Raw genomic sequence first — 12674 nt, 5'->3', positions numbered from 1 at the left:
CGCATTCTGGCAGTCGCTGGCAATCGCGCCAATCTCAAAAATGTCTGCCATCGCCTGCAACCCGGCCTTTATCCGGTCCCGATGACCGCCGTCCGATGGACAAAGGGATGCGGCGGCATACCACACTGCGGGGAAGCTCCGCCTCCAGCTGCAAGGGAGGGTTGTCGGCTTCCAATCCGCATTCGACGCCGCAACGGTGTGCCGCTGCGGCGTCGCTCTTTCGATGAGTAAGCTCGTTCTAAAGTCGGTTTATTTGCAGGCCGCGACAGCGCCTGCCTTGACACCCTGGCAGGCTTCAGCCTTGGAGATCCAGCCGGCGTCGATGACGACGTTCAGATTGTCCTTGGTGATAGCAACCGGGGTCAGGAAGACCGACTTCATGGCGACGTGCTTCGGGCCGCCGTTGAAGGTCTGAACGCCGGAGATCTCGTCCAGCTTCTTGCCCTTGGCAAGATCGATGGCGATTTCAGCGGCACGCTTGCCGAGTTCGCGCGAGTCCTTCCAGATGGAAACGGTCTGCGTGCCAAGCGCGATGCGGTTGAGCGCTGCCTTGTCGGCGTCCTGGCCGGAAACCGGAACGGAACCTGCAAGGCCCTGGGCGTCGAGTGCAGCAACAGCGCCGCCGGCGGTGCCGTCGTTGGAGGCGACGACCGCGTCAACCTTGTTGTTGTTGGCGGTCAGGAACTGTTCCATGTTGCGCTGCGCGTTCTGAGGCAGCCAGCCGTCCGTATAGGCTTCGCCGACGTTCTTGATCTTGCCGGCGTCGATGGAGGGCTTCAGCACTTCCATCTGGCCGGAGAAGAGGAAGTCGGCGTTCGGGTCGGACGACGAACCCTTGATGAAGACGTAGTTGCCTTCCGGCTTTGCCTTCAGGACTTCGCGAGCCTGCATGCGGCCCACTTCCTTGTTGTCGAAGGTGATGTAGAAGGCGGCCGGATTTTCGATCAGGCGGTCATAGCCGACAACCGGAATGCCTTCGTCGGCAGCCTTTTCAACGGCTGGGCCGATGGCATCGGAATCCTGGGCGAGAATGATAAGGGCGTTGGCACCCTGCGAAATTAGCGACTCGACGTCGGTCAGCTGCTTGGAAGCGGACGACTGGGCGTCGGCGGAAATGTATTTGGCCCCGACGGCTGCCAGAGCCTTCTTGATGGCTGCCTCATCGGTCTTCCAACGTTCTTCCTGGAAATTCGACCAGGAAACGCCGACGACGAGATCCTTGGCGAAGGCGGCCGTCTGCATGGTCAAAACGATGGCCGCGCCCGCAGCCAGCTTGATGAAAGCTTTCATGTGATCCTCCCGAGTGAATGCGACCGCACGTATCCTGAACTCCCGTCGGCCGCGGCGAAATGCTGACAAGAAAAGTCTTGGACTTTTTTCTCGACAGTCGAGAAATTTAGTGTCAGAGATTTTTTCAGCTGTCAACACCCGCGCCGCTAGGTTTCATCGGTCGTCCGAAAAAGCTATCAGCGGCTGCGCAGGAGGAGGGTTGAATGAGCAGGGAGTTTGCCGATGCTGGCCAAATCGAGCACCGAATTGGTCCGTCAGAAGAACAGCGCCTTGGTCTTGTCGGCGCTGCGCCGGCACGGCCCGCTCGCCCATACCGAGCTCTCTGATTTCACCAAGCTCTCTTCCGCGACCGTATCGGTCATCACTGCCGATCTCGAGCGGGCGCAGATCATCGAAAAGGCGGAGCAGCAGCCGGCCAGCGGCCGCGGGCGCCCGCGTGTTTTGTTTTCGCAGCGGCGCGAGTGCGGCTATCTCATCGTCGTCGTCATCTCGTCGGATGCGGTGCAATATTCTCTCGTCGATTATACCGGCCGCCTGATCGACCGCTTTACCGAGGATAGGCAACAGAACGTTGCGGGCGTCGAGCGCTTCGTGGCAGCCTTGCGCGATGCCTTGAACCGCATTGTCACCCGATCGCGATTGCCGCGCGATAAGGTGCTGATGATCTCGATCAGCAGCAAGGGGCTCGTCGATACTTCGGCGCCGGTACTGCGCTGGTCTCCGATCTTCGGGCGTGACGAGATCGACTTCGCTGACGTGCTGCGCGATGAATGGACGGCGCAAATCATTCTCGGCAACGAAACCCTGCTTGTGGCTGCAGCCCTCGGGCGGCAGGAAGAAATCAACACCCGCGGCGACTTCCGTTCGCTGGCGGCGCTGTCGCTCGGCCATAGTATCGGGCTCGGCATCGTGCGCCGGGAACATGAAGGCGGCCATCATATATCGGCGCCCAATTTCGGGCATATGATGCATGTGCCCGGCGGCGGTCTTTGTCGTTGCGGCGCGCGGGGATGTATCGAGGCCTATGCCGGTTTCTACGCCATGCTGCGGACGGCCTTCGACGTGCCGCTCGACACGATCCCGGCGAAGTTCGTGCCGATTGCCGAGCTCGACAAGATCGCTACGAGTGCGCGCCAGGGCGGGCGCCGCAACGTACTGGCCTTCCGCCAGGCGGGCCTGGCGCTCGGCAATGGCCTTTCGCGTGTCTTGAGTCTGCACGAGCGGATGCCGATCGTCATCACCGGTCCCGGCGTAAGGTACTATGATCTGCTGATCGAGGGCATAACCGAGGGTCTGGCGGAATCGCATGTCGTGCGCATGGAGGGCATGCCGGAGCTGCGCGTCATCGCCGACGAGCCGACGCTCGTTTTCGAAGGGCATCTGAACCGCGCATTTTCGATCATCGACAATGACATCGTGAAGAGGGGAGCCTCGGTCGTCGAGCTGCGCGACCAGGCGGGTTGAGAGGCGAGGGCGCCGCAAGCTGTGGCCATGCGCTTGGCCGCAGGATTGTCATCCCAATCAGTCCGCCAAGCCCAAAGGCTGTTCGTCTTCGCGGACCTGAAGAATACGGTCGATCAGCCCCCATTCCAGAGCCTCTTCCGCCGTCATGAAGTGATCGCGGTCCATGGCGCGTTCCAATTCCTCATAGGAGCGTCCGCAATGTTCGGCATAAAGCCGCGTCATGCGATGCTTCGTTCGCCTCATTTCTTCGGCGTGAATAAAGATGTCCGATGCCTGTCCCTGGAAACCGCCCAATGGCTGGTGAATATGGATGCTGGCATTTGGAAGCGCGGTGCGCTCGCCCGGTTGACCAGACATCAAGAGGAAGGAGCCCATCGAACGGGCGGTTCCCATGCATAGCGTATGAACCGGTGCACGAACGTAACGCATGGTGTCATACATCGCCAGACCGCTGGTTACGACGCCACCGGGCGAATTGATATAAAGGTGGATCGGTCTCTTGGGATTTTCGGCCTCGAGAAACAGCAGTTGCGCGCAGACGAGGGCCGAGACGTCGTCGTTGACCTCACCATTCAGGAAGATGATTCTCTCGCGCAGCAGGCGGGAGTAGATGTCGAAAGATCGCTCCCCTCTGCTGGACTGCTCAACGACCATAGGGACGAGTTGCATCGCTTCGCGCATCGGCGAACTCCAATGTTCTTGAAATTGTTGATGGATGTAGCGCGTCAGGCGGCGCGCATGACGGTCAGGCTGTTATTGTTTGCTGCAGCTCTTTCCGTTTCGCGAAGCCGAACGTCATCGAGCTCGTGGATGATCCGCAGGCTGGTGCCGCCGTTTGCATTCGAAGATATTTTGAAAGTCACGGTGCTTTCGAGGAAGGGTGCTGCATCGTCCCGCAGCCGGTAGGTGACTTCCTTGCCCGGCGTGACCGATATAGCCTCGGGATTGGCCAAGGCCTCCTGCGGCAACCAGTTTTGGCGAAGCTCAGGGGTGCTGATTGCACGCCAGACTTTTTGCGGCGGTTCGTCGAGCTGGTATTCCAGCTCGATGCCGTTCTTTCGCTCGGCGATCTTGGGATTGTTCATTGATCCATATCCTTCAGCAACACCTTGAGAGCTTCGATGCGGGCCGGCCAATATGCACGGTATTTCGCTAGCCATTGGGCGATGAGGGCAAGTCCCTCCGGATCGACTTCGTAATTCACGAAACGCCCCTGTCGTTCTTCCCTGACCAGCCCGGCGCTCCGCAGAACCGCGAGATGCTGGGACATGGCCGGCTGGCTGATGTCGATACCGTCTCGCAGGGCGCTGGCATTCATGCCGCCTGTCGCCAGCTTCTCGAAGATGGCGCGGCGGGTCGGATCGGCCAAGGCCCGGAATATCTCATTCTCTATCATGGAAATAGATAAGCACGGACTTATGTGATTCGCAAGAGGTTTTTACCGAAGCCTCTTCGGGAGCTCTGGATCGCGCCAAAGAAAAAGTCCGCCGCGAATGGAGATCACGGCGGACTTTTGGGAGGATCGCATTCCTGGAGGAATGGAGGCGGCTCAGTCGATCTTGACGAGGCGGCCTTCCTTGACCGACTGCAAGGCGGCATCCGCCAGCTTCAGTGCGGCAAGACCATCGGCGCCCGATGGTGTGATGGTGGCGCCCTTTTCGATCGCGGCGATGAAGCTTGCGATCTCGTTGGCATAGGCTTCGGTGTAGCGTGTCATGAAGAAATCATGCAGCGGCGGGCGGGTGTAGCCATCGCCGTTGGCGACTTCGATGGAGAAGGGGCGTTGGTTTTCAGCCGAAACCAGGCCCTTCGAGCCATGGATTTCGATCCGCTGATCGTAGCCGTAAGTGGCGCGGCGCGAGTTGGAGATGATTGCCTGCTTGCCCGATGCCGTCTGAAGGATGACCGAAACGCTGTCGTAATCGCCGGCTTCGCCGATCGCCTTGTCGACCAGAACTGCGGCAGTCGCGGTGACGGCGACCGGTTCTTCGCCGAGCAGGAAGCGCGCCATGTCGAAGTCATGGATCGTCATGTCGCGGAAGATGCCGCCGGAGCGCTTGATGTAATCGACCGGCGGGGCGCCCGGATCGCGCGAGGTGATCGTCACCATTTCGACCGTGCCGATGCGGCCCTCGTCGATGGCTTTCTTGACAGCCATGAAATGTGGGTCGAAGCGGCGGTTGAAACCGACCATCAGCTTGCCCTTGGTCTCATTGACAACCTTGATGCAGGCCTGGACGCGCGCGACGTCGAGATCGACAGGCTTTTCGCAGAAGATGGCCTTACCGGCACGGGAGAAGCGCTCGATCAGATCGGCATGGGTATCCGTCGGCGTGCAGATGACGACAGCATCGATATCCTTGGCGGCCTCGATCGCCTCGATCGTGCGGACTTCGCAGCCATAGGCGGACGCGATTGCTTCCGCCGCCGCCGGAAAGGCATCCGCGACGGCGACGAGCTCGGCGTTGGCATCGCCGCTGACGGCTTTCGCATGCACCTTGCCAATGCGTCCGGCGCCGAGCAGACCAAATCTGACAGTCATTATTACCTCCCTGAATTCGGAATAAATGGACCGAATATCAATTGCTCTGGAATTTTCATTCCATTTTCCGGCGACGGCGTCAAGCAGCCTGGACTTCACAATTCTGAAAATTCCGGCTCTCCACTTAGCCGAAATCCGGACGCGAAACCTTATTTTATGCGGACGACTTCACAATTTTCCTGAGGATGCGCTAAAGACATGTCTTCTTAAACAGGCAAAAGTGACCCATGCAACTGATCGATCCCAGCCATCCCATCTACAAGCCGCTTTGGGTGCGCATTCTCATCGTGGCCGTCTGCTTTGGCTGGGCAGCCGTCGAAACGCTGGGCTCGCAGCCGTTCTGGGCAATGCTGTCTGGCGCGCTCGGCGCCTATTCGGCGTGGATGCTGCTCTTGAATTTCAAGCCGCAACCGCCCGCAACGACCAGCGATGCGCCGGCGCAGGACGATGCTGCCGAGGATGATGAGCCGCCCTCCGAAGACAAGAAATAATCATCGTCTGAGGCGACGTATGGCTTCGTCGATCAGCTGATTGGCGAGCGTCATGCGGATCGTCGCCTGTTCGCGGAAGAGGGCGGCGACGCCGTCGGGGTGATTGGCTTTCGCGAAGCTGCGGCGTTTTTCCTGCAGGGCTTCGCGCGTGAGGTCAGAGGTAATTGCGAGCTCGGCGGCGACTTCTTCCCGCGATGTTCGTGCCAGATGCTCGGGCATGACCGGCAGTGCCGGTTCTTGCGGAGCAGGTTCCGGCTCCGGCAGAATGTTAGGGTCGCCGAGATTGTCGCGGTAGGCTTCGTCTGGCCGATGGGCGTCCGGCGTCTCACCGCCCAGCACCGTTGCGGCAAAGCTGACGTTCAAGCCGCGGATGCGGTGCGCGGCCTCTTCCTGTTCCGCGGGCTCCTCTTCGCTATCGAGGCGATCGAGCACGGATTGAAACAATGATTGCTTGAACAGCATGAGTGGTCTCCACGCCAAGCTTCATAGGAGCGCAAGTTGGCGTGGAGCTTATGGCGGCAACGGTTCTTCGTTCATGTCGGCGAGAGATGCCGGCTCTCTTCCAGGATCATGTCATGCAGCAGCCGCGCGCTCGGCGGCATGGCGCGTTCGCGGGCGGTGATGAGGCTATAGGGCCTGACGTCGATGTCGAAATCAATCGGCAGGATGGAGGATTCGCCCGCCTGAGACGTCTGCCCGCAGATGAATTGCGCCATGTCGAGCGCAATCGGCGCGATCGCATCCGTCTTGCAGACCACCGCCAACGTCAGCAGCAAGGATGAGGTGTTGACGACATTTTCCGGCAAGGGCACGCCGGCAGCGAGGAAAATGTCTTCCACCTTGCGGCGAAGCAATGTGCCCGGCGGTTGGAATACCCAGTCGTAGCCGGCCAGATCGGGCAGGCTGGCTACACCTCTTTCAAGCAGCGGATGGCCGTTGCGAACCACCAGGCAGGCCTTTTCGACGCCGATCTCATGGGCCGTGAACAGACGCGGATCGAGATCGTCCGGGATGCGGCTGATGATGAAGTCATGGCGGGCCGCTAGCAGCTCGCGCGCGAGCACATTGCTGTTCTCGACTTCGATATTGATCTCTATGCCGGGATAGGTGCGCGTCACGCGCTGGATGGCCGGGACGACAAGGCTGATTGCCGGCGCGGTCACCGCCCCCAGAAAGACCGAGCCACCCCTGCCGGTTCGCAAGGCGCCAAGCTCCCGGCCTGCCTCGCGCAGCTCCAGCAGGATCTTTCGTGCCCGCTTGGCCAAAGCGAGCCCGAAAGGGGTCAAAACGACGCCTCTGGCGACACGCTCGTAAAGCGGGCTTTTGACAATCGACTCCATTTCTGAGAGCATACGTGAAGCCGCAGGTTGTGACATGTTCATGGACTCAGCGGCCGCGGAAATTTGCCCGTGATCCTCGATCGTGACGATCATCCGCAGGTGATTGAGCTTCAAACCGGCTTTCAACAACGCGTCGTCGCGAAAATTATCGGAATGAATCTCGATGCCTTCGCTCAAATAATCGTTATATATTTTCTCCATAACGGCCATTTTTCCCCTTCGCCGGCAAAAAAGTACTATTTTTTAACATTATACCAAAGTTGGTATATGTTTTGCCAGTTATTCTATTTGACAGTTATACGAAATCGTACGAGTTTGCCGATTGTGCGCTGGGTACAGCTCATAAACCGTGAGAGCGTGGAGGAGACCTACTTCGTTTCTCACAATTAGAAGTAAATCATTCCTTCTACGGAACCTGCCGCAGTTTCGGGCGGGCATTTTTTGTCCGCCGCATTTAACAACAAGGGAGAGAGTAATGAAATCCATTATCTCATTGATGGCCGGCGCTGCGTTCGGCGTCGCTACGCTGGTGGTACCTGCCTTCGCGGCGGATAAGGGCACGGTAGGCATCGCCATGCCGACCAAGGCTTCGGCGCGCTGGATCGATGACGGCAACAACATCGTCAAGCAGCTCCAGGCTGCTGGTTACGGCACCGACCTTCAGTATGGCGACGACGATATCCCGAACCAGCTCTCGCAGATCGAGAACATGGTCACCAAGGGCGATAAGGTCCTCGTCATCGCTTCGATCGACGGCACCACGCTGTCCGACGTCCTGCAGAAGGCTCACGATGCGGGCATCAAGGTCATCGCCTATGACCGCCTGATCCGCAACAGCGGCAACGTCGACTATTATGCGACGTTCGACAACTTCAAGGTCGGCGTTCTGCAGGCAAACTCGATCGTCGACGCACTCGGCCTCAAGGACGGCAAGGGCCCGTTCAACATCGAGCTGTTCGGCGGTTCTCCGGACGACAACAACGCCTTCTTCTTCTATGACGGCGCAATGTCGGTCCTGAAGCCCTACATCGACAGCGGCAAGCTGGTCGTAAAGTCCGGCCAGATGGGCATGGACAAGGTCGGTACGCTGCGTTGGGATCCGGCAACGGCCCAGGCCCGCATGGACAACCTGCTCTCGGCCTACTACACCGACAGCCACGTCGACGCCGTTCTGTCTCCGTATGATGGCCTGTCGATCGGCATCCTCTCCGCGCTCAAGGGCGTCGGCTATGGTTCCGGCGGCGTGAAGCTTCCGATCGTTACCGGTCAGGACTCCGAAATCCCGTCGGTGAAGTCGATCATCGCTGGCGAGCAGCACTCGACGATCTTCAAGGACACCCGCGACCTCGCAAAGGTCACAGTCGGTATGGTCAACGCTCTGATGGAAGGCAAGACGCCCGAAGTCAACGACACCAAGACCTACGACAACGGTGTCAAGGTTGTTCCGTCCTACCTGCTGACCCCGGTCGCAGTCGACAAGACCAACTACGAGAAGGTTCTCGTTGAGGGCGGTTACTACAAGGCTGATCAGCTGAAGTAATCTTCCGACATAGCGGTCAGGGCTCGCTCAATGCGAGCCCTGGCTTTGATATTTAAGACGATCGCGCGGTCTGCTATGTTTGATCGCGGCGTTGGATACGGACAATGGACAATACCATCCTCGAAATGCGGACCATCACCAAGTCGTTCCCCGGTGTGAACGCTTTGGAAAATGTCAATTTGAAAGTCCGTCAGGGCGAGATTCATGCTTTGGTCGGCGAAAACGGAGCCGGCAAATCCACCCTCATGAAGGTGCTGTCGGGCGTCTACCCGGCCGGCACGTACGACGGCGATATCTATTACGATGGCGCGGTCCGCCAGTTTAAGACCATCAAGGATTCCGAAGACGTCGGCATCATCATCATTCACCAGGAGCTGGCGCTCGTTCCGCTTCTGTCGATTGCCGAAAATATCTTCCTCGGCAACGAGGTCGTCGCCAATGGCATGATCAATTGGCAGGAAACCTTCAGCCGAACCAAACAGCTTCTTTCCAAGGTGGGCCTTAAGGAATCTCCGAATACGCTCGTAACCGACATCGGTGTCGGCAAGCAGCAGCTCGTCGAGATCGCCAAGGCTCTATCGAAGAGCGTCAAGCTGCTCATCCTCGACGAGCCGACGGCATCGCTGAACGAAAACGATTCCGATGCGCTGCTCAATCTCCTTATGGAGTTCCGCAATCAAGGCATCACGTCGATCATCATCACGCACAAGCTCAACGAAGTGCGCAAGGTGGCCGACCAGATCACGGTGTTGCGCGACGGCATGACAGTGAAGGCACTCGACTGTCACGAGGAAGAGATCAGCGAAGACATCATCATTCGCAACATGGTCGGGCGTGAGCTGGCTGATCGCTATCCGCCACGCTCGGTGCCGATCGGCGAAACGATCTTCGAAGTCAGGAACTGGAACGCCTTCCACCAGCAACATCGCGATCGTCAGGTGCTGCACGATATCAACATCAATGTGCGCAAGGGCGAAGTGGTCGGCATTGCCGGTCTGATGGGCGCAGGCCGTACCGAATTCGCCATGAGCGTCTTCGGCAAGTCCTATGGCCACAAGATCAGCGGCGAAGTCCTCCTTGACGGCAAGCCGGTCGATACCAGCACGGTGCGTAGGGCGATTGATGCCGGTCTTGCCTATGTGACCGAAGACCGCAAGCAGCTGGGCCTGGTTCTGACCAACAGCATCCTGCACAATACGACGCTTGCCAATCTGCTTGGCGTTTCCAAGGCAACCGTCATCGATGACGTGCGGGAACTGCAGGTGGCGACGAACTATCGTTCCAAGCTGCGCATCCGTTCGGCCGGCGTCTTCCAGGAAGCGGGCAATCTTTCCGGCGGCAACCAGCAGAAGGTAGTGCTGTCGAAGTGGCTGTTCTCGGATCCGGAAGTGCTGATCCTCGATGAGCCGACGCGCGGTATCGACGTCGGCGCCAAATACGAAATCTATTCCATCATCAACCAGCTTGCCGCTGACGGAAAGGGCGTTCTGATGATTTCATCAGAAATGCCCGAGCTTCTCGGCACCTGCGACCGCATCTACGTTATGAACGAAGGTCGCATCGTCGCCGAACTGCCGAAGGCAGAGGCAAGCCAGGAGAGCATCATGCGCGCTATCATGCGCTCAGGGGAGAAACAACAATGAGTTCGGCCAACCCAGCCACAGAAAGCAGCCACGTCGTTTCCATCGGCGACCATATCCGCAACAACATCCGTGAATACGGCATGTTGATCGCGCTCGTCGTCATCATGTTGCTGTTCCAGTACTTGACGAACGGCGTTCTGTTCAGGCCGCAGAACCTGACCAACATCGTGCTGCAGAACTCGTTCATCGTCATCATGGCGCTCGGCATGCTGCTTGTTATCGTGGCCGGCCATATCGATCTTTCCGTCGGCTCCGTCGTCGGTTTCGTCGGGGCGGTCGCCGGCGTTCTTGTCGTGCAGATGCATATGAATCTCGCACTCGCGACGGTCATTTGTCTGCTGATGGGTGCCGCGGTCGGCGCCTGGCATGGATATTTCATCGCCTATCACCGCATTCCGTCGTTCATCGTGACATTGTCGGGCATGCTGGTTTTCCGCGGCCTGACCTATACCATCATCAACACGACCGGCAACGGCAGCAGCATCGGTCCGTTCCCGCCGGCGTTCCAGATCGTCGCAACGGGCTTCATTCCGGATTTCGTCGATATGGGCGGTATCCATTCGACATCGATCTTGCTGACGGTCGCCATCCCGATCGTCATGTTCTTCCTGTCATGGCGCCGCCGCACCGTTAACGAAAAGCACGGCATCGATGTCGAACCATTCAGCTTCTTCGTCGCCCAGAATCTGGTGGTTGCTGCCGCCGCCATCTTCATCGGCTACCAGATCTCCTCCTACAGGGGCTTGCCGAACGTTCTAGTTCTCATGCTGCTTTTGATCGCGCTCTACAGCTTCGCCACACAGCGCACGACGATCGGCCGCCGCATCTATGCCATGGGCGGCAATGAAAAGGCGACGAAGCTCTCGGGTATCGATACCCGCCGCCTGACCTTCTACACCTTCATCAACATGGGCATCCTGGCGAGCATCGCCGGCATCATCATCGCGACGCGCCTGAATTCGGCAACCGCAAAGGGCGGTGACGGCCTCGAACTCGACGTCATCGCAGCCTGCTTCATCGGTGGCGCTTCAGCCTCCGGCGGCGTCGGCAAGGTAACGGGTGCCGTCATTGGCGCCTTAATCATGGGTGTCTTGAACCAGGGCATGTCGATCCTCGGCTACCAGACGGACTCCCAGAAGATGATCAAGGGTGCGGTGTTGCTCGCTGCCGTGTTCATCGACGTCTACAACAAGAACAAGGGTTGATCGTTTAGCGATCAACCCAGCTTTTAAAACCAAATCCATGACAGAGTCCGGCTCTCGCTGAGAGCCGGAACGGTAGAACGCATCCGATCTCTGTCTGTTAGGAAAGGATGAAAGACATGCTCATCTCGCAGATCAAGGGTTCGAACGGCGAGATCGTCGTTGCGGTCCGCAACGGACCCGGCGAAGCTGCCAAGGCCGTCGTCAATGGCGGCAGTGTCTACAAGCTTGCAATGGAAGCCGCCGATAGCGGCAAGTCGCTCGCTTCAGTCATCGAGGCCCATGGTCTCGGCGAGTCAATCGATCTCGACAAGGCCTATGCCGAAGGCCGCTTCCTGCCGCCGATCACGCATCCCGACGCAGCTCACCTGCACCTGACAGGCACCGGCCTGACGCATCTTGGCTCCGCTGCCACGCGCGATTCCATGCACAAGAAGACGACGGAAGCCGCCGAGGAGACGCTGACCGACTCCATGAAGATGTTCAAGATGGGCATCGAGGGCGGCAAGCCGAAGGCGGGCGAGAAGGGCGTGCAGCCCGAATGGTTCTACAAGGGCAACGGCTATGGCGCAGCGTCCCCGGGTGCAGCACTCGTGTCTCCGTCCTTTGCGCTCGATGGGGGCGAAGAGCCCGAAATGGCTGGCATCTATGTCATCGCTAAGGACGGCACGCCGTTCCGCATCGGTTTTGCGCTGTCGAACGAATTTTCCGATCACGTCACCGAGCGGATCAACTATCTCTATCTCGCCCATTCCAAGCTGCGTCCGGCAAGCTTCGGCCCGGAAATCCGCGTTGGTGTGGCACCCGAGGATATTCGCGGCACGTCGCGCATCAAGCGCGGCGACAAGGTGATCTTCGAAAAGCCGTTCCTATCGGGCGAAGCGAACATGTCGCATACCTTTGCGAACCTTGAATATCACCACTTCAAGTACGGCATCTTCCGTGTTCCCGGCGATGTGCATGTGCACATGTTCGGCACGGCGACGCTTTCCTTTGCGGAAGGCATCAAGCCCGAAGTCGGCGACGTCTTTGAAATCGAAGTTGGCGAATTTGGCCTGCCGCTGCGCAATCCGCTGGCGATCGATGCCGAGGAAGAAGTGGCTGTTCGCCAGCTGTAATGCATCGAGCCCGGCCGCAAGGGATCGGCCGAGCATTTCCAATA

13 protein-coding genes are annotated in these 12674 nt (G+C 58.8%); 6 read left to right on the top strand and 7 right to left on the bottom strand.

All coding sequences use genetic code 11. The annotated features are described in order from the left end of the window. Positions 1-249: 249 nt before the first annotated feature. Complete coding sequence (xylF, locus tag AC13QE_RS28595) at positions 250-1290, bottom strand: D-xylose ABC transporter substrate-binding protein (protein WP_132717255.1); 1041 nt, start codon at positions 1288-1290, stop codon at positions 250-252. 222 nt (positions 1291-1512) lie between these two features. On the opposite strand from xylF, the gene AC13QE_RS28590 reads away from it, so the two are divergent. Further along, positions 1513-2754, top strand: a complete 1242-nt coding sequence (locus tag AC13QE_RS28590) for an ROK family protein (protein WP_488486251.1) — start codon at positions 1513-1515, stop codon at positions 2752-2754. 57 nt (positions 2755-2811) lie between these two features. Here the strand turns inward: AC13QE_RS28590 and AC13QE_RS28585 are convergent, their stop codons facing one another. From AC13QE_RS28585 to iolG, 4 genes are all read right to left on the bottom strand, one after another. Then, entirely contained in the window at positions 2812-3435 is a 624-nt protein-coding gene (locus tag AC13QE_RS28585; RefSeq protein ID WP_488486250.1) for an ATP-dependent Clp protease proteolytic subunit, read from the bottom strand. A gap of 44 nt (positions 3436-3479) precedes the next feature. Continuing rightward, positions 3480-3839, bottom strand: coding sequence for an SRPBCC family protein (locus AC13QE_RS28580; protein ID WP_132717253.1), 360 nt, complete (start codon positions 3837-3839; stop codon positions 3480-3482). Further along, positions 3836-4150 (bottom strand): ArsR/SmtB family transcription factor, encoded by a 315-nt coding sequence (locus AC13QE_RS28575; protein WP_488486249.1) that lies wholly within the window; start codon positions 4148-4150, stop codon positions 3836-3838. Before AC13QE_RS28575 ends, AC13QE_RS28580 begins: the two co-directional genes overlap by 4 nt. Before the next feature lie 153 nt (positions 4151-4303). Then, complete coding sequence (gene iolG / locus AC13QE_RS28570; RefSeq protein WP_488486248.1) at positions 4304-5296, bottom strand: inositol 2-dehydrogenase; 993 nt, start codon at positions 5294-5296, stop codon at positions 4304-4306. Between the two features lie 227 nt (positions 5297-5523). Between iolG and AC13QE_RS28565 the strand changes: the two genes are divergently transcribed. After that, complete coding sequence (locus tag AC13QE_RS28565; protein ID WP_132717250.1) at positions 5524-5787, top strand: hypothetical protein; 264 nt, start codon at positions 5524-5526, stop codon at positions 5785-5787. On the opposite strand, the gene AC13QE_RS28560 is transcribed toward AC13QE_RS28565, so the two are convergent. Then, on the bottom strand, positions 5788-6249 hold the full coding sequence (locus AC13QE_RS28560; RefSeq protein ID WP_488486247.1) for a hypothetical protein: 462 nt from the start codon (positions 6247-6249) through the stop codon (positions 5788-5790). Between the two features lie 71 nt (positions 6250-6320). Continuing rightward, positions 6321-7328 (bottom strand): LysR family transcriptional regulator, encoded by a 1008-nt coding sequence (locus AC13QE_RS28555; protein WP_488486246.1) that lies wholly within the window; start codon positions 7326-7328, stop codon positions 6321-6323. Between the two features lie 274 nt (positions 7329-7602). Here AC13QE_RS28555 and chvE point away from each other — a divergent pair, with 274 nt between their 5' ends. From chvE to araD1, 4 genes are all read left to right on the top strand, one after another. Further along, positions 7603-8667: a multiple monosaccharide ABC transporter substrate-binding protein gene (gene chvE / locus AC13QE_RS28550; protein ID WP_112334212.1), complete on the top strand. Its 1065-nt coding sequence runs from the start codon at positions 7603-7605 to the stop codon at positions 8665-8667. 104 nt (positions 8668-8771) lie between these two features. Further along, positions 8772-10310 carry a multiple monosaccharide ABC transporter ATP-binding protein gene (mmsA, locus tag AC13QE_RS28545; protein WP_132717247.1) on the top strand — a complete coding sequence of 513 codons (1539 nt, stop codon included), beginning with the start codon at positions 8772-8774 and terminating at the stop codon, positions 10308-10310. Then, positions 10307-11515 carry a multiple monosaccharide ABC transporter permease gene (mmsB, locus tag AC13QE_RS28540; protein ID WP_132717246.1) on the top strand — a complete coding sequence of 403 codons (1209 nt, stop codon included), beginning with the start codon at positions 10307-10309 and terminating at the stop codon, positions 11513-11515. Before mmsA ends, mmsB begins: the two co-directional genes overlap by 4 nt. A gap of 116 nt (positions 11516-11631) precedes the next feature. Further along, positions 11632-12630: an AraD1 family protein gene (gene araD1, locus AC13QE_RS28535; protein ID WP_488486245.1), complete on the top strand. Its 999-nt coding sequence runs from the start codon at positions 11632-11634 to the stop codon at positions 12628-12630. Positions 12631-12674: the final 44 nt, after the last annotated feature.

The organism is Martinezella sp. CNPSo 3957, assembly GCF_057784395.1.
The sequence above is the reverse complement of the archived record's forward strand: the minus strand, read 5'-3'. Positions and strand labels throughout refer to the sequence as shown.